We start from the raw sequence: 17,074 nt of genomic DNA, 5'->3' as shown, positions 1-17,074 counted from the left end.
CGAGATCGGTACTGTGTCATGGCCATGAACCTGCGCCCGAGCGATCCCACCGGTGTGCCCCTCGGCGTGCTGGCCGATCTGGTCTCTGCCCGTCGGGTTGACGGCAGCGCGGTGCGTGACGTCCGGATCACGGGTGTGACGTTGCGGGGACAGGACGCGCGCGGCGGTGATCTGTTCGCCGCACTTCCGGGTTCGCGGGCTCACGGCGGCCGGTACGCCGCCGATGCGGTGGCGCGCGGCGCGGTCGCGGTGCTGACCGACGACACCGGCGTGCACGAGATTGCCGCGCATTGTCCAGGCGGCGACCTCGGCGTACCGATCCTGGTCCATCCGCATCCCCGGGCTGTGCTCGGCGAAGTCGCCTCCGTGGTCTACGGACGACCGTCGGAGCACCTGCAGGTCATCGGCGTCACCGGTACGTCGGGCAAAACCACCACCACCTACCTGGTGGAGGCGGGCCTGCGGTCGGCAGGGCGTGTCGCCGGGCTGATCGGCACGGTCGGGGTCCGCATCGACGGGCGTCAGCTTCCTGGCGGCCTGACCACACCGGAGGCGCCGGAGCTGCAGGCGCTGCTGGCGGTCATGCTCGAGCAGGGAGTCGACACCGTGGTCATGGAGGTGTCCAGCCACGCGCTCACGTTGGGCCGGGTCGACGGGGTGTCGTTCGCGGTCGGCGGGTTCACCAACCTGTCCCGGGACCATCTGGACTTCCACTCGACGATGCAGGACTATTTCGATGCCAAGGCGCGGTTGTTCGATCCGCTGTCGCCGACCCGTGCAGCGCGCTCGGTGGTGTGCGTCGACGACGAGTGGGGACAGGCCATGGTCCGACGCGCTCACCGACCGGTCACTGTCAGCGCGACCGGTCCCGCCGACTGGCAGGTGGAAAAGATCCGGGCCGCCGGGGGTGGCGCGCAGGATTTCGTGGTGGTCGACCCGGCGGGCGTGCATCACGGCGTCGAGATCGGGCTGCCGGGCGGATACAACGTGGCCAACGGCCTGCTGGCGATCGCGCTGCTGGACGCCGTCGGTGTGTCACCGGAACAGGCCGCCCCGGGCGTGCGGGAAGCTTCGGTTCCGGGTCGGCTGGAATCGGTGAACAGGGGTCAACAGTTCCTCGCCGTGGTCGACTATGCCCACAAACCCGGGGCGCTGGGTGCGGTGCTACAGACCCTGCGCCAGCAGTGCACCGGCCGGCTCGCGGTGGTGTTCGGTGCCGGCGGTAACCGTGACCAGGGCAAGCGTGAACCGATGGGGCGGGTGGCTGCCGAGTTGGCCGACCTGGTGGTCGTGACCGACGACAACCCGCGTGACGAGGATCCCGCTGCCATCCGGGCGGCGATTCTGGCCGGCACGGCGGATGCGTGCGGCGAGGTCGTCGAGATCGGCGACCGGCGAGCCGCGATCGAGTACGCGGTGGCGTGGGCGGCAGCCGGGGACGTCGTGCTGATCGCGGGTAAGGGGCACGAGGCCGGACAGACCAGCAAGGGTCAGACGCATCCGTTCGACGACCGCGTCGAACTGGCCGGCGCGTTGGAGGCACGGGAGGTACGCGGGTGATCGAGATGTCTTTGGCTCGGGTCGCCGAGATCGTCGGTGGCCGGCTGGCCGACGTGTCCGCGCAGGACGCGAGCCGGACGGTCGTCACCGGAACCGTCGAATTCGACTCCCGCGCCGTGACGCCGGGCGGGCTGTTTCTGGCGCTGCCGGGAGCGCGCGCCGACGGACACGATTTCGCGGCGAAGGCGGTCGCGGCGGGAGCGGTCGCGGTACTGGCGGCCCGCCCGGTGGGAGTCCCGGCGGTCATCGTCGATCCGGTGGCCCCGGACTCCGGCGCGACCGGGACCTCGAGTGTTCTCGAACACGACGCCGACGGCTCGGGCGCCGCCGTGCTCGCCGCGCTGGGCCGGCTGGCGGCCGCGGTGGCCAGGGAGCTGGTCGCGAGCGGGCTGACCATCGTCGGCATTACCGGCTCATCGGGAAAGACGTCGACCAAGGACCTGATCGCCGCGGTGCTGGCACCGCTCGGGGAGGTCGTCGCCCCGCCCGGGTCGTTCAACAACGAGCTCGGCCACCCGTGGACGGTGTTGCGGGCCGGCCCCTCGACCGACTACCTGGTGCTGGAGATGTCGGCGCGTCACCCGGGCAATATCGCCGCGCTGGCCGATATCGCGCGTCCCGCGATCGGGGTGGTGCTCAACGTCGGGACCGCCCACCTGGGGGAGTTCGGTTCGCGCGAGGCCATCGCGGCTACCAAATCCGAACTGCCGCAGTCAGTTCCGGAGTCCGGTGTGGTGATCCTCAACGCCGACGATCCGGTCGTCGCGGCGATGGCGGCCAAGACGGTCGCCCGGGTGGTGCGGGTCGGTCGCGGCGCCGACGGACTCGACCTGCGCGCCGACAACGTCGTCCTGGATCCGCTGGCGAGGCCGAGCTTCACCCTGCATGCCGGCTCCGATGAGGTTTCGGTGACGCTCGCGGTGCACGGTGATCATCAGGTGTCGAATGCGCTGTGCGCGGCTGCGGTCGGACTGGCCTGCGGGGCGACGGTGGAGCAGGTGGCCGCCGCGCTCGCCGCGGCGGGTCCGACGTCGCGGCGACGGATGCAGGTCAGCGAGCGGGCCGACGGCGTGACGATCATCAACGACGCCTATAACGCGAATCCGGATTCGATGAGCGCCGGGTTGAAGGCACTGGCCTGGATGAGTCGCGGGGGTACGCCCAAACGCCGCAGCTGGGCGGTGCTGGGGGAGATGGCCGAGCTCGGCGACGACGCGATAACCGAGCATGACCGCATCGGACGGCTGGCGGTGCGCTTAGATGTCTCTCGACTCATCGTCGTCGGATCCGGGAGGCCTATGAGCGCCATGTTGCACGGCGCCGTGATGGAAGGGTCGTGGGGATCCGAGGCCACGCCGGTGGCCGACGCCGCGGCCGCGCTGGAGCTCCTGCGCGCCGAGCTGCGCCCGGGCGACGTGGTCCTGGTCAAGGCGTCCAATTCCGCCGGGCTGGGCCCGTTGGCCGACGCGCTGATGGATGCACCGGTCGAGGATGTGGCGACCCGAGACGGTGACCGATGAGACAGATCCTCATCGCGGTCGCCATCGCGGTGGCGGTGTCGATACTGCTCACACCGGTGTTGATCCGGTTGTTCACCCGGCAGGGGTTCGGCCACGAGATCCGCGCCGACGGCCCGCCCAGCCACCACAAGAAGCGCGGCACCCCGTCGATGGGCGGTGTCGCGATCGTCGCCGGGATCTGGGCCAGCTACCTGGGCACGCATCTGGTCGGGGTGCTCATCGACGGGAAGGGTCCGTCCGCGTCCGGATTGCTGGTCCTCGGGCTGGCGACGGCGCTGGGCGCCGTCGGCTTTCTCGACGACCTGATCAAGATCCGCCGGTCCCGTAATCTCGGCCTCAACAAGACCGCCAAGACCGTCGGGATTCTGGTCGCAGCGGTGCTGTTCGGGGTGCTGGCTCTGCAGTTCCGCAACGCCGACGGGCTGACCCCGGGCAGTCCCGACCTGTCCTATGTGCGTGAGATCGCCACCGTCACGCTCGCCCCCGCGGTCTTCGTGCTGTTCTGCGTCGTGGTGGTCAGTGCCTGGTCGAACGCGGTGAACTTCACCGACGGTCTCGACGGCCTGGCCGCAGGCGCGATGGCGATGGTGTGCGCGGCCTATGTGCTCATCACGTTCTGGCAGTTCCGCAATGCGTGCGCGACCAGCCCGGGGGTCGGCTGTTACAACGTGCGCGACCCGCTGGACCTGGCGATCATCGCGGCTGCCACCGCCGGTGCCTGTATCGGCTTCCTGTGGTGGAACGCGGCCCCGGCGAAGATCTTCATGGGCGACACGGGGTCGTTGGCGCTGGGCGGGATCATCGCGGGGCTGTCGGTCACCAGCCGCACCGAGATGCTCGCGGTCGTGCTCGGCGCGCTGTTCGTCGCCGAAGTCACCTCGGTGGTGGTGCAGATCCTGGCGTTCCGCACCACGGGGCGGCGGGTGTTCCGGATGGCGCCGTTCCATCACCACTTCGAGCTGGTCGGGTGGGCCGAGACGACCGTGATCATCCGGTTCTGGTTACTCACCGCCATCGCGTGCGGGTTGGGTGTCGCGCTCTTCTACAGCGAGTGGCTGACCACCGTCGGGGCCTGACGTGGAGCCATTGCACCCCGGGGCGAACGTCCTGGTCGCCGGCGCCGGCATCACCGGCCGCGCGGTGCTGGCCGCGCTGACCCCCCTGGGGGTCCGGTCGACGCTCACCGATGACAGCCCGACGGCGCTGACGGCGCTCGCCCAGCAAGGGGTCGAGGTGCTCGATGCAGCCCACGCCGTCGACCGCATCGCCGATTTCGACCTGGTGGTCACGAGCCCGGGATTCGCACCCACCGCTGCGGTGCCGGCGGCGGCCGCTGCGGCGGGTGTTCCGATCTGGGGCGATGTGGAGCTGGCCTGGCGGCTGGACCGCGCGGGACGGTTCGGCCCGCCGCGGCAGTGGCTGGTGGTGACCGGCACCAACGGCAAGACCACCACGACGTCGATGCTGTACGGAATGCTGGTGGCCGCCGGGCGACGGGCGGTGTTGTGCGGCAACATCGGCGACCCGGTCCTGTCCCGGCTGCACGAGCCCGCCGAGGTCCTTGCCGTCGAGCTGTCCAGCTTCCAGTTGCACTGGGCCCCGTCGCTGGCCCCGGAGGCGGGTGTGGTGCTCAACGTGGCCGAGGATCACCTGGACTGGCACGGCTCGATGGCCGCGTACGCCCAGGACAAGGCCCGGGCGCTGACCGGTCGGGTTGCCGTCGCCGGCCTGGACGACGCGGTGGCCGCTGCCTTGCTGGATAGCTCTCCAGCCTCGGTCAGGGTGGGCTTCCGCCTGGGGGAGCCCGCGCCCGGTGAGTTGGGTGTGCGCGACGGGTTGCTGATCGACAACGCGTTCGGTGATGCCGTGGCGCTCGCCCGCGCCGACGCGGTGCCGGTGGCCGGCCCGGTGGGTGTGCTCGACGCGCTGGCCGCGGCCGCGCTCGCCCGGGCGGTCGACGTTCCGCCGGCGGCCATCGGCGCTGCCCTGGCGGCGTTTCAGGTAGGGCGGCACCGCGCGCAGGTCGTCGCGGTGGCCGGCGGCGTCACCTACGTCGACGACTCCAAGGCCACCAACCCGCACGCCGCGCAGGCCTCGGTCACCGCGTACCCGCGGGTGATCTGGGTCGCCGGTGGAATGCTCAAAGGGGCCTCGGTCGACGACATGGTCGCCGCGACCGCCGACCGCCTGGTCGGAGTGGTGCTCATCGGCCGGGACCGCGCGCTCGTCGGCAAGGCGTTATCGCGACACGCACCCGATGTCCCCGTCGTGGAGGTTGTGACGGGGGAGGATTCTGTGGTGCTTGAGAAGGATGAGTCAGATGTTGCTCGTGTGACTCGAGTGGTTCAGGCCGCCGGTCAGCCCCTGGCCGACGCGGTCATGACCGCCGCGGTCGAGGCCGCGCGCGGCCTCGCCGAGCCCGGAGACACGGTGCTGCTCGCTCCGGCGGGCGCGTCGTTCGACCAGTTCACGGGCTACGGCCACCGCGGCGACGCGTTCGCCGCCGCGGTGCGCGCCGCCGTCAGGTGACGAGCAGACGCCGATGACCAGCATCTTGCACCGGCTGCGCAACCGTCGCGCCAACCCGGCGGCCGATCCCGAGGCCGTCACCGCGGCCAAGAGCGCCTCCGACGCGGCGGTACGTATCCCACGGACCCGGGTGGGCGCCTGGCTGGGCCGTCCGATGACGTCGTTTCACCTCATCGTCGCGGTGACCGCGCTGCTGATCACCATGGGTCTGACCATGGTGCTGTCGGCGTCCGGGGTGTACTCCTACGACCAGGCCGGTTCGCCATGGTTGGTGTTCGCCAGACAGGCGATGTGGACGCTGAACGGGCTGTTCGCGTTCTACGTCGCGTTGCGCACACCGGTGGCGGTCATGCGCCGGTTCGCGTTCGCCGGTTTCGCGTTCACGATCGTGTTGCTGATCCTGGTGCTGATCCCGGGCATCGGCACCCTGTCCAACGGATCGCGCAGCTGGTTCGTGGTGGCCGGTTTCTCCATGCAGCCCTCGGAACTCGCCAAGATCGCGTTGGCCATCTGGGGTGCGCACCTGCTGGCCGCGCGCCGGATGGAGCAGGCCACGCTGCGCGAGATGCTCGTTCCGTTGGTGCCGGCCGCGGTGATCGCGCTCGCGCTGATCGTCGCGCAGCCTGATCTCGGGCAGACCCTGTCGATGGGCGTCATCCTGCTGGGGCTGCTCTGGTACGCGGGCCTGCCGCTGCGGGTGTTCCTGAGTTCGCTGGGCGCGGTGCTGGTGTCCGGTGTGGTGCTGGCACTCGCCGAGGGGTACCGGTCCGCCCGCGTGCAATCCTGGCTCAACCCGGCCGCGGATTCGCAGGGCGCCGGGTATCAGGCTCGCCAGGCCCGGTTTGCTTTGGCCAACGGCGGCGTGTTCGGCGACGGCCTCGGGCAGGGCACCGCGAAGTGGAACTACCTGCCCAACGCCCACAACGACTTCATCTTCGCCATCATCGGTGAGGAACTCGGATTCGTCGGCGCCGTGGGGCTGCTGCTGTTGTTCGGGCTGTTCGCCTACACCGGTATGCGCATCGCACGCCGTTCGGCCGACCCGTTCCTGCGGTTGGTCACCGCGACGGCCACGCTGTGGATTCTCTCGCAGGTGTTCATCAATGTCGGCTATGTGGTGGGTCTGCTGCCAGTCACCGGTCTGCAGCTGCCGCTGATCTCGGCCGGTGGTACCTCCACCGCCACGACGCTGCTGATGATCGGCGTCATGGCCAACGCCGCCCGCCACGAACCGGAGGCCGTCGCCGCGCTGCGGGCGGGTCGTGACGACCGGGTCAACCGGTGGCTGCGGCTGCCGCTGCCGGCGCCGTACGTGCCGTCACGCACCGAGGCGCTGCGCGACCGGCTGCGCAAGCGTCCCGGCCGGGCTGCCACACCGGCCGGCAAGAGGGCTGCCGAGAGAAGAACGGCCGCCGACAAGAAGACGGTTGCCGACAGCAAGAGGAGAACCGGCACGAAGACGAGGACCCCGGCCGCACGAGCCGGGGGTGCCCGGTCCCGGCGTGCCGATGGCGACCACCCGGTGCGCTCCGGCAGGCCGTCCGCCGGTTACGGTGAAGCACGGCGTGATCAGGGCCGGCGAGGTCGAACATTGGAAGGTCAGCGTTACGGGTGACGGGTTTCTCGGTCCCGGCGGGGCAGGAGCGCACCGTATCTGTCGTGCTTGCCGGCGGCGGCACGGCGGGCCATGTCGAACCCGCGATGGCGGTCGCCGACGCTCTGGTGGCACTCGACCCGACTGTGCGGATCACCGCGCTGGGCACCCAGCGGGGCCTGGAGACACGGCTGGTGCCGCAACGTGGCTATGACCTGGAGCTGATCACCCCGGTGCCGTTGCCGCGCAAGCTTTCCGCCGATCTGTTCCGGTTGCCCGCACGGGTATGGCGCGCGGTGCGGCAGACCCGCGCGGTGCTCGACGATGTCCGCGCCGACGTGGTCATCGGCTTCGGCGGCTACGTGGCCCTGCCGGCCTACCTTGCCGCCCGCGGGCCGCGTCGTCGGGTTCCGGTGGTGGTGCACGAGGCCAATGCCAGTGCCGGGTGGGCCAACAAGGTCGGCGCACGGGTGGCCCGGCGGGTGCTGGCCGCGGTGCCCGACCCCGGTCTGGGGCGGGTCGAGGTCGTGGGAGTGCCGGTGCGCGAGACGATCACGTCGTTGGACCGGATGGCGTTGCGGCAGCAGGCGCGCGCTCATTTCGGGTTCGCGCAGGATGCCCGGGTGCTACTGGTGTTCGGCGGATCCCAGGGTGCGCAGTCCCTCAACCGCGCGGTCTCGGGTGCTGCGCAAGCGCTTGCCGCGCAGGGGATTTCGGTGCTGCATGCGCACGGTCCGAAGAACGTGCTGGACCTGCCCACACCGCGGCCCGCCGACCCGCCGTATGTCGCCGTGCCCTATCTGGACCGGATGGACCTGGCATATGCCGCCGCCGATCTCGCGGTCTGCCGGTCCGGCGCGATGACGGTCGCCGAGGTCAGTGCGGTCGGTCTGCCCGCCATCTACGTCCCGCTTCCCATCGGTAACGGTGAGCAGCGGCTCAATGCCCAGCCGGTGGTGGCGGCCGGAGGCGGCCTGGTGGTCGACGACCGGGCGCTCACCTCGGAATTCGTGGCCGGAACGGTACCCGGCCTGCTCAACGACGCGGAGGCGTTGAACGCGATGACCGCGGCCGCGAAGCTGGCCGGCCACCCTGACGCGGCCCGACGGGTGGCAGAGGCCGCGCTGGAGGTGGCGCACTGCTCCGACGCCGGGCGGAGACGTCGATGACGCACACGGATCTACCCGCCGACCTGGCGCGGGTGCACATGGTCGGTATCGGGGGGGCGGGCATGTCGGGCATCGCCCGCATCCTGCTCGACCGCGGCGGGCAGGTCTCGGGATCCGATGCCAAGGAATCACGCGGGGTGATCGCCCTGCGGGCGCGCGGCGCCCAGGTCCGCATCGGGCACGATGCGTCCGCGCTCGACATGCTCCCCGGCGGTCCCACCGCGGTCGTCACCACCCATGCCGCCATCCCGAAGACCAATCCCGAACTCGTCGAAGCGCACCGGCGGGGTATCCCGGTCATCCTGCGGCCCGCCGTGCTGGCCAAGCTGATGGCCGGCGACACCACGTTGCTGGTGACCGGTACCGCCGGCAAGACGACGACGACCTCGATGGTGATCGTGGCGTTGCAGCACAGCGGTTTCGACCCGTCGTTCGCCGTCGGCGGCGACCTGGGAGAGCCTGGCACCAACGCCCACAACGGCAGCGGTGCCTACTTCGTCGCCGAGGCCGACGAGAGCGACGGGTCACTGGTCCAGTACGAACCCGACATCGCCGTCGTGACCAATGTGGAAGTCGACCACCTCGACTTCTTCGGTAATGCGCAGGCCTACACTGCGGTCTTCGACCAGTTCGTCGAACGCATCAAACCCGGTGGCACGCTGGTGGTGTGTGCCGACGACCCAGGCGCGGCGGCATTGGGGGCGCGCGCCGAGGCATCGGGCATCCGGGTGTTGCGGTACGGCAGCGCTGCCGGTGTGGATGCCGGTTTGGTGGAGTGGGAGCAGCGGGGTACCGGCGCGGTGGCCGAGATCCGTTTGGCTCGCGAGACCCGGACGCGCAGAGTGCGGCTCGGGGTGCCCGGTCGGCACATGGCGCTCAACGCGCTTGCGGCGCTGCTGGCAGCGGTGCAGGCCGGCGCCGCGGTGGACGCGGTGCTCGGTGCGCTCGCCGAATTCGAAGGTGTGCGGCGCAGATTCGAGCTGGTCGGTACTTGCGCCGGAGTCCGTGTCTTCGACGACTACGCTCACCACCCGACGAAGGTGTCGGCCGCGCTGACCGCGGTGCGCACGCTCGCCGAGGAATCGGGCGGTCGGGCGATCGTGGTGTTCCAGCCGCATTTGTACTCGCGCACACAGGCTTTCGCGGGGGAGTTCGGGGCGGCGCTCAGTGCCGCCGACGAGGTCTTCGTCCTGGACGTCTATGCCGCCCGCGAGCAGCCACTGGCCGGCATCAGCGGCGCCACGATCGCCGACGCGGTGACCGCCCCGGTGACCTACGTCCCGGACTTTTCCGCGGTGGCCGCCCGTGTCGCCGCCGCCGCGCGACCGGGCGACGTGGTGGTGACGATGGGCGCCGGAGACGTCACCCTGCTGGGCCGCGAAATTCTGGCCGAACTCGGCCTCGGAGCGAACCCGGGGCCCGCGGGAGCGGCGGGTTGATGACGGGGCCGACCGAGGACACGGGGCCGACCGAGGACACGGGGCCGACCGAGGACACGGGGGTGCCGTCCGACGCCGAGAGTCCGAACCCCGAGATCCTGAACGACGAGACCTCCGATGACGAGGCCGCCGCCGACGAGGATTTCGAAGGCCCGCGGCGACGGGCCCGTCGCGAGCGCGAGGAGCGCCGGGCCGCGCAGGCCAGGGCGACCGCGATCGAACAGGCCCGCAGGGAGGCCAAACGCAAGGTGCTGGGTGCGCAGGCGCCCCAGGCCGCGACGCTCGGCCGCGGCACGGTCCGCGGACTGAAGGTGCTGATGTGGACCGCCGTGCTCGCGGTCGTGGTGGTCGGCCTCGGGCTGCTGCTGTACTTCACACCCATCATGTCCGCGCGCACTGTCGTGGTCACCGGATTGGGCGCGGTGACCCAGGAGGAGGTCGTCGCCGCGGCGGAGGTGGCGCCCGGTACGCCGCTGCTTCAGGTCGACACCGATGCGGTCGCCGAGCGGATCGCCGGAATCCGGCGGGTGGCCTCGGTGCGGGTGCAGCGCCAGTACCCCTCGACACTGCGGGTGACTGTGGTCGAACGGGTGCCGGTGGTGGTCAGGGACTACGCGGACGGGGTGCATCTGTTCGACAGGGACGGCGTCGATTTCGCGACAGCGCCGCCCCCGCCCGGGATCCCGTATCTGGATGCCGACAATCCCGGGCCCAGCGACCCGGCGACCATGGCGGCGCTGGAGGTCATGACATCGCTGCGCCCCGAGGTGGCCGCCCAGGTCGGTCGGGTCTCGGCGCCGTCGGTGGCGGCCATCACGCTGACCCTGGTCGACGGCCGCACCGTGGTGTGGGGGACCACCGACCGCACCGAGGAGAAGGCGATCAAGCTGGCGGCGCTGCTGACCCAGCCCGGTCAGGTCTACGACGTGTCCAGTCCGGATCTGCCGACCGTCAAATGACCGGCCCCGAATTTTGTCGTGTCGTATCGGCGCGCCTGCCCGGTTGGCGCGTGGAGCACCCCTAACGTTCTGGTTGCGCGGAACAACTTGACATAACTCTAAGCCTCTTGTTGAGGTTGAGGGTTTGCTTCAGCGGTTATCCGTTACCAGACAGGCAACCAGGCAGGAAGGGCACCCAATGACCCCCCCGCATAACTACCTCGCTGTGATCAAGGTGGTCGGCATCGGCGGCGGTGGCGTCAACGCCGTCAACCGGATGATCGAACAAGGTCTCAAAGGCGTCGAGTTCATCGCGATCAACACCGACGCCCAGGCGCTGCTGATGAGCGACGCCGACGTCAAGCTGGACGTCGGTCGCGATTCCACCCGCGGTCTGGGTGCCGGAGCCGACCCCGAGGTGGGTCGCAAGGCCGCCGAGGACGCCAAGGACGATATCGAGGAGCTGCTGCGCGGCGCCGACATGGTGTTCGTCACCGCCGGTGAGGGCGGTGGCACCGGCACCGGTGGCGCGCCCGTCGTGGCGTCGATCGCCCGGAAGCTCGGAGCGCTGACCGTGGGCGTGGTGACCCGGCCCTTCTCGTTCGAGGGCAAGCGGCGCAGCAACCAGGCCGAGAACGGCATCCAGGCGCTGCGTGAGAGTTGCGACACGCTGATCGTGATCCCCAACGATCGTCTGCTGCAGATGGGTGACGCCGCGGTGTCGCTGATGGACGCGTTCCGCAGTGCCGACGAGGTGCTGCTCAACGGCGTGCAGGGCATCACCGACCTGATCACCACTCCGGGCCTGATCAACGTCGACTTCGCCGACGTCAAGGGCGTGATGAGCTCTGCTGGGACGGCGTTGATGGGTATCGGCTCGGCGCGGGGAGACGGCCGCGCCCTCAAGGCCGCCGAGATCGCGATCAACTCACCGCTGCTGGAAGCGTCGATGGAAGGCGCCCAGGGCGTGCTGCTGTCGGTCGCCGGCGGCAGCGATTTGGGGTTGTTCGAGATCAACGAGGCCGCCTCGCTGGTCCAGGACGCCGCGCATCCGGATGCCAACATCATCTTCGGCACCGTCATCGACGACTCCCTCGGTGACGAGGTCCGCGTCACCGTCATCGCCGCGGGCTTCGACGCGGCCGGTCCGGGGCGCAAGCCGGTGACCGGCGAGGCGACCGCCGCGGCGACGTCGGCGCAGCAGATCGCGCCTGGTAAAGCGGGTCGAGTCGGCTCGTCGATGTTCGAGCCGGCCGATCCCGCCAGCGTTCCGGCCGGGCACACCAACGGCGCCACGGTACGCATCGGCGGCGGCGACGACGGGGGCATCTCCGACGATGACGTCGATGTGCCTCCGTTCATGCGCCACTAGTCCGCCCGCGGTCGTGGCCTTCAGGGTCAGGCGGGTGAGCACCACCCGCGCCGGGGGTGTCTCCAAACCACCGTTCGCGACCTTCAACCTCGGTGATCACGTGGGTGACGATCCGCATGCGGTCGTGGCCAACCGGAGGCGCCTGGCCACCGCGATCGGCCTCGATGGCGGCATCGTCTGGATGAACCAGGTGCACAGTGCGAACGTCGCTGTCGTCGAGCGCGGCGATACGACCGTGGAGGCCACCGACGGGCTGGTCACCACCACACCCGGCCTCGCTCTCGCGGTGGTGACCGCCGACTGTGTGCCAGTGCTCATGGCCGATGCTCGGGAGGGGGTCGTCGCGGCGGTTCACGCGGGCCGGGTCGGCGCCGCCGCCGGCATCGTCGCGCGCGCACTGGAGACCATGACCGCCGCCGGAGCCGCTGTCGAAGACGTGTCCGTGCTGCTCGGGCCCGCGGTCAGCGGCCGCAACTATGAGGTGCCCGAGGAGATGGCCGCCGAGGTCGAACAAGCGTTGCCAGGCAGTCGCACCACCACCGGTCGCGGCACGGCCGGCCTCGATCTGCGTGCCGGTATCGCGGCGCAGTTGCGCTCGCTGGGGGTGCAAGCCATCGACGTGGATCCGCGGTGCACGTTCGACGATCCCACTCTGTTCAGTCATCGGCGCGACGCCCCCACCGGAAGGTTGGCGTCCCTGATCTGGTTGGAGCCCCGACAGTGACCGCCGAACGGGACGCCGAATTGAGCCGGGCGCTGGCCGCCTTGCGGGCCCGGGTCGCGCGCGCCGCCGAGGGCGCCGGTCGTGATCCTGCCGACATCGAACTGCTCCCGGTCACGAAGTTCTTTCCCGCGACTGACGTGGTGAGCCTGCACCGGCTGGGCTGTCGGGCCTTCGGCGAATCACGCGATCAAGAAGCGGCCGCGAAAGTCGAGGAGGTCGCCCGGGCCGTCGGCGACGCGCCGATCCGGTGGCACATGGTCGGACGCATCCAGCGCAACAAGGCGCGATCGGTGTCTCGGTGGGCCTACGCGGCTCACTCGGTGGACAACCCGAAGGTCGTCGCAGCGCTGGACCGAGCCTGCGCCGAGGCGCTCGACGACGGGGTCCGCACCGATCCGCTGCGCATCTATCTACAGGTGAGCCTCGACGGCGACGAGGCCAGGGGTGGTGTGGATGTCGCGGCGCCGGAGCGCATCGACGATCTGTGCGCAACCATCGACGGTGCCCGTGGTCTGACACTCGTGGGGCTGATGGCGATTCCGCCGCTGGGCGCCGATGCGGGCGAAGCATTCCGGCGGCTAGAGCAGGAGCGTGACCGGGTACAACGCCGATACGAGCAACGCCTGGGGATCTCGGCGGGGATGTCAGGCGACCTCGAGATGGCGGTGCGACACGGATCCACTTGTGTGCGTGTCGGTACCGCGCTTCTGGGATCGCGACCGCTAACGTCACCGGAAGTAGTCACACCAGTCACACCTTCATCACAGACACCAGATTCGCCGGAATCAGCTGAGTCTTCACCGCCAGAAGGGTCCTCACAATGAGCACACTGCACAAAGTCAAGGCCTACTTCGGTATGGCGCCGATGGACGACTACGACGACGACTACTACGAGGACGACGACCGCGTTCCGGCCCGGGGTTACCGGCGTCCCCGCGAGGACCGCTTCGAGGATGAGGGCTACCCGCGCGGCTACGACAGTCTGGGGGATGAACGCCGTCGAGACTACGACGAACCGCCGGCCTACCGGGGCGGTTTCGACGACGCCCGCTTCGAGGCGAGGATGCGCCCTCCGCGCGAATTCGACCGCACCCCACCACGTTTCGGTGCAATGCGTGGTTCGACTCGCGGCGCCTTGGCAATGGACCCACGGGGCATGGCCGAACTGTTCGAGGCCGGCAGCCCGCTGGCGAAGATCACCACGCTGCGGCCCAAGGACTACAGCGAGGCGCGGACCATCGGGGAGCGCTTCCGCGACGGCACCCCGGTGATCATGGATCTCGTCTCGATGGACAACGCCGATGCCAAGCGTCTGGTCGACTTCGCCGCGGGGCTGGCCTTCGCGCTGCGGGGCTCGTTCGACAAAGTCGCCACCAAGGTCTTCCTGCTCTCACCGGCTGACGTGGATGTGACCGCCGAGCAGCGTCGGCGCATCGCCGAAGCCGGCTTCTACGCCTACCAGTAAAACGCCGCCTACCAGTAAAACGCCGCCTACCAGTAGAACGCCGCCTACCAGTAGAACGCCGCCTACCAGTAGAACGCCGCCTACCAGTAGAACGCCGCCTACCAGTAGAACGCCGCCTACCAGTGGCGGCCTGTGACGCCGCGGGTAGGCTGGCGTGGTCGCGCGGGCGTGGTCGGCTCGAAGCGACTTCAGGCTTTTCAAGCCTGTAGTCAAAGTCACACATCTGCCTGAGTGAGGTCGGCTTAGTTGGCGCTGTTCTTCGAGATCCTGGGTTTTGCGCTGTTCGTTTTCTGGCTGCTGCTCATCGCCCGGGTGGTGGTCGAGTTCATCCGTTCGTTCAGCCGGGACTGGCATCCACGCGGAGCCACCGTGGTGATCCTGGAGATCATCATGACGGTCACCGATCCGCCGGTGAAGCTGCTACGCCGGATCATTCCGCAGCTCACGATAGGTGCGGTGCGTCTCGATCTGTCGATCATGGTGCTGCTGCTGATCGCGTTCATCGGAATGCAGCTGGCCTTCGGCGCGGCCGCCTGACGCGACCGCCGGACCAGGGCCGATCGGCGAGACGGGTGATTCTCAGGCGCGACCGCAATGGTGAATTTCGGTATTAATTATCGACCTCGCCTGCAACCGCCGGGTCTGGTGTGACAGGATGGACGCCAGTTACGTTCCAGCAAGGCTCTACACTCCGAGATCAGTTGACGGTCCAGACTTCAAGGGGGCAGACAATGCCGCTCACTCCTGCCGACGTGCACAACGTGGCATTCAGCAAGCCACCCATCGGTAAGCGCGGCTACAACGAGGACGAGGTCGATGCGTTCCTCGATCTCGTCGAGAACGAGCTGTCCCGCCTCATCGAGGAGAACAGCGACCTGCGTCAGCGGGTCGCCGAGCTGGATCACGAGCTGGCGTCGGCCCGCGCCGGCGAAGGGGGCGGGCAGCCGACCCAGACGCTGCCAGTCTACGAGCCCGAGCCCGAACCCGCACCGGCGCCGGTGTACGAAGCTCCGCCCGCGCAGCCCGCAGCGCCGGCCACCGAGGATCAGCATCTGCGCGCGGCGAAGGTCCTCAGCCTGGCACAGGACACCGCCGACCGCCTGACCAACAGCGCCAAGGCCGAGTCGGAGAAGATGCTCGCCGACGCCCGCGCCCAGGCCGACGCGATGGTCACCGAGGCACGCCAGACCGCCGAGACCACCGTGACCGAGGCGCGCCAGCGCGCCGACGCCATGCTCGCCGACGCTCAGAACCGCTCCGAGACCCAGCTGCGCCAGGCACAGGAGAAAGCCGACGCTCTGCAGGCCGATGCCGAGCGTAAGCACTCCGAGATCATGGGCACCATCAACCAGCAGCGCACGGTGCTGGAAGGTCGGCTCGAACAGCTGCGCACCTTCGAGCGGGAGTACCGGACCCGCCTCAAGACCTACCTGGAATCCCAGCTGGAGGAGCTCGGCCAGCGCGGTTCTGCCGCACCGGTCGATTCCGGCGCCAACAGCGACGGCAGCTTCAACCAGTTCAACCGGGGCAACAACTAGTCACGTGGCCCTTCCACCTAGGCTCGGCCCATGCTGATCGTCGCGCTGGTGCTCGCCGTCATCGGATTGGCGGCGCTGGTGATGGCCGTCGTCACCAGCAACGAGCTGATCGCGTGGGTCTGTATCGCGGCCAGTGTCGTCGGTGTGGTGCTGTTGATCGTCGACGCGTTGCGCGACCGATCCAAGCAATCCGCACCGGTGACAGCGGAGTCCGATGAATCGGAGTACGTGGAGGATTACCCGGACGAAGCGCCCATCGCCGGGGACTACACCGCCGAGGCCGACACCGCCGGGGACTACGGCGCCGATGAGTACGGTGCTGATGAGTACGGTGCCGATGAGTACGGGGCCGAACGCGCCGACGACCGCGTGACCGCGGAGTCGGTCCCGGCCGGGGCGCAACCGGTGGACCCGGTGGACCAGGAACCCGCTGCTGACGACGCCGCCGACCTCAAGCTGGCTGATGAGGACTCGGCCGAGCCCACATCCGCCGACGGAGACACCTCCAAGAACTGATCTGCCGTAGTCACCGGGGCGGAGCTGACCCCTGGGTGGGGGTGGCGAGCAGCCTCCGGACCTCGTCGTCGCCGACCTGGTGAAAATCCACGTACACCTGCCCTACCGCATGGAAGTCCGCCGGTGCTGTAGAGCACACCACGTCATCGGCCGCGCGGGCCAGTTCGCGGCACACCGCGGCAGGGCCGACCGGAACGCCGACGATGACCTGCGCGGCGCCGGCCTGCCGCACGGACCGGGCGGCGGCGAGCATACTGGCCCCGGTCGCGATCCCGTCGTCGACGAGTATCACGGTCTGTCCCGTCACCGACAGCGGACCACGGTCGCCACGGTAGGCGTCCTCGCGCCGGTGCAGCTCGGTGGTTTCTCTGGCGATTGCCTCGTCCACCTGGTCATCGGTGACGCCGAGCGCGCGCAGCAACGTTGTGTTGAACACCATCCCGCCACCGGAGGCAAGCGCACCCATGGCCAGCTCCGAGCGGCCGGGCGCACCGAGTTTGCGTACCAGGCATACGTCGAGCGGGGCATGCAGAGCGTGTGCGACCTCCCACCCGATCGGCACCCCGCCGCGCGCCAGCCCGAGAACCAGCAGATGCTGCCGTCCGCGATAGGCCATCAGATCGTCGGCCAGCACCTGACCGGCCTCGTGGCGGTCTTGGAAAGTTCTGCTCGTCTCAGTCATGACACCGTGAGCCGGGAGTACCCGTGTC

Annotated in this window: 16 protein-coding genes; 15 read left to right on the top strand and 1 reads right to left on the bottom strand. The window is 69.5% G+C overall.

What is annotated here, in order from left to right; all coding sequences use genetic code 11:
* The first annotated feature begins 24 nt into the window (after positions 1 to 24).
* From ACNUDN_RS17095 to ACNUDN_RS17025, 15 genes are all read left to right on the top strand, one after another.
* Positions 25 to 1,560, top strand: a complete 1,536-nt coding sequence (locus tag ACNUDN_RS17095; RefSeq protein ID WP_419123003.1) for a UDP-N-acetylmuramoyl-L-alanyl-D-glutamate--2,6-diaminopimelate ligase — start codon at positions 25 to 27, stop codon at positions 1,558 to 1,560.
* The gene (locus tag ACNUDN_RS17090) at positions 1,557 to 3,080 is read left to right on the top strand and encodes a UDP-N-acetylmuramoyl-tripeptide--D-alanyl-D-alanine ligase (protein WP_419123002.1); all 1,524 of its coding nucleotides are present in this window, start codon (positions 1,557 to 1,559) and stop codon (positions 3,078 to 3,080) included. The genes ACNUDN_RS17095 and ACNUDN_RS17090 overlap by 4 nt, the downstream gene beginning before the upstream one ends.
* Positions 3,077 to 4,156 carry a phospho-N-acetylmuramoyl-pentapeptide-transferase gene (gene mraY / locus ACNUDN_RS17085; protein ID WP_419123001.1) on the top strand — a complete coding sequence of 360 codons (1,080 nt, stop codon included), beginning with the start codon at positions 3,077 to 3,079 and terminating at the stop codon, positions 4,154 to 4,156. The genes ACNUDN_RS17090 and mraY overlap by 4 nt, the downstream gene beginning before the upstream one ends.
* A 1-nt stretch (position 4,157) precedes the next feature.
* Complete coding sequence (murD, locus tag ACNUDN_RS17080) at positions 4,158 to 5,609, top strand: UDP-N-acetylmuramoyl-L-alanine--D-glutamate ligase (protein ID WP_419123000.1); 1,452 nt, start codon at positions 4,158 to 4,160, stop codon at positions 5,607 to 5,609.
* A 13-nt stretch (positions 5,610 to 5,622) separates the two neighbouring features.
* Positions 5,623 to 7,224 carry a putative lipid II flippase FtsW gene (ftsW, locus tag ACNUDN_RS17075; RefSeq protein WP_419122999.1) on the top strand — a complete coding sequence of 534 codons (1,602 nt, stop codon included), beginning with the start codon at positions 5,623 to 5,625 and terminating at the stop codon, positions 7,222 to 7,224.
* On the top strand, positions 7,221 to 8,372 hold the full coding sequence (murG, locus tag ACNUDN_RS17070) for an undecaprenyldiphospho-muramoylpentapeptide beta-N-acetylglucosaminyltransferase (protein WP_419122998.1): 1,152 nt from the start codon (positions 7,221 to 7,223) through the stop codon (positions 8,370 to 8,372). The genes ftsW and murG overlap by 4 nt, the downstream gene beginning before the upstream one ends.
* Positions 8,369 to 9,811, top strand: a complete 1,443-nt coding sequence (murC, locus tag ACNUDN_RS17065; RefSeq protein WP_419122997.1) for a UDP-N-acetylmuramate--L-alanine ligase — start codon at positions 8,369 to 8,371, stop codon at positions 9,809 to 9,811. The genes murG and murC overlap by 4 nt, the downstream gene beginning before the upstream one ends.
* Complete coding sequence (locus tag ACNUDN_RS17060; protein WP_419122996.1) at positions 9,811 to 10,770, top strand: cell division protein FtsQ/DivIB; 960 nt, start codon at positions 9,811 to 9,813, stop codon at positions 10,768 to 10,770. The genes murC and ACNUDN_RS17060 overlap by 1 nt, the downstream gene beginning before the upstream one ends.
* Before the next feature lie 178 nt (positions 10,771 to 10,948).
* On the top strand, positions 10,949 to 12,121 hold the full coding sequence (ftsZ, locus tag ACNUDN_RS17055) for a cell division protein FtsZ (protein WP_419122995.1): 1,173 nt from the start codon (positions 10,949 to 10,951) through the stop codon (positions 12,119 to 12,121).
* A gap of 13 nt (positions 12,122 to 12,134) precedes the next feature.
* On the top strand, positions 12,135 to 12,845 hold the full coding sequence (gene pgeF / locus ACNUDN_RS17050; protein ID WP_419122994.1) for a peptidoglycan editing factor PgeF: 711 nt from the start codon (positions 12,135 to 12,137) through the stop codon (positions 12,843 to 12,845).
* A complete protein-coding gene (locus tag ACNUDN_RS17045; protein ID WP_419122993.1) occupies positions 12,842 to 13,669 on the top strand; it encodes a YggS family pyridoxal phosphate-dependent enzyme in 828 nt (275 codons plus the stop codon). The genes pgeF and ACNUDN_RS17045 overlap by 4 nt, the downstream gene beginning before the upstream one ends.
* The gene (locus ACNUDN_RS17040; protein ID WP_419122992.1) at positions 13,666 to 14,310 is read left to right on the top strand and encodes a cell division protein SepF; all 645 of its coding nucleotides are present in this window, start codon (positions 13,666 to 13,668) and stop codon (positions 14,308 to 14,310) included. The genes ACNUDN_RS17045 and ACNUDN_RS17040 overlap by 4 nt, the downstream gene beginning before the upstream one ends.
* Before the next feature lie 246 nt (positions 14,311 to 14,556).
* Positions 14,557 to 14,847, top strand: coding sequence for a YggT family protein (locus tag ACNUDN_RS17035; protein ID WP_419122991.1), 291 nt, complete (start codon positions 14,557 to 14,559; stop codon positions 14,845 to 14,847).
* Between the two features lie 194 nt (positions 14,848 to 15,041).
* Complete coding sequence (wag31, locus tag ACNUDN_RS17030; RefSeq protein WP_419122990.1) at positions 15,042 to 15,848, top strand: DivIVA-like cell division protein Wag31; 807 nt, start codon at positions 15,042 to 15,044, stop codon at positions 15,846 to 15,848.
* A 30-nt stretch (positions 15,849 to 15,878) separates the two neighbouring features.
* Positions 15,879 to 16,364, top strand: a complete 486-nt coding sequence (locus ACNUDN_RS17025) for a hypothetical protein (RefSeq protein ID WP_419122989.1) — start codon at positions 15,879 to 15,881, stop codon at positions 16,362 to 16,364.
* A 10-nt stretch (positions 16,365 to 16,374) separates the two neighbouring features.
* On the opposite strand, the gene ACNUDN_RS17020 is transcribed toward ACNUDN_RS17025, so the two are convergent.
* The gene (locus ACNUDN_RS17020; RefSeq protein ID WP_419122988.1) at positions 16,375 to 17,046 is read right to left on the bottom strand and encodes a phosphoribosyltransferase; all 672 of its coding nucleotides are present in this window, start codon (positions 17,044 to 17,046) and stop codon (positions 16,375 to 16,377) included.
* Positions 17,047 to 17,074: the final 28 nt, after the last annotated feature.

The organism is Mycobacterium sp. smrl_JER01 (genome assembly GCF_048513595.2).
Classification (GTDB): domain Bacteria; phylum Actinomycetota; class Actinomycetes; order Mycobacteriales; family Mycobacteriaceae; genus Mycobacterium.
The sequence above is the reverse complement of the archived record's forward strand: the minus strand, read 5'-3'. Positions and strand labels throughout refer to the sequence as shown.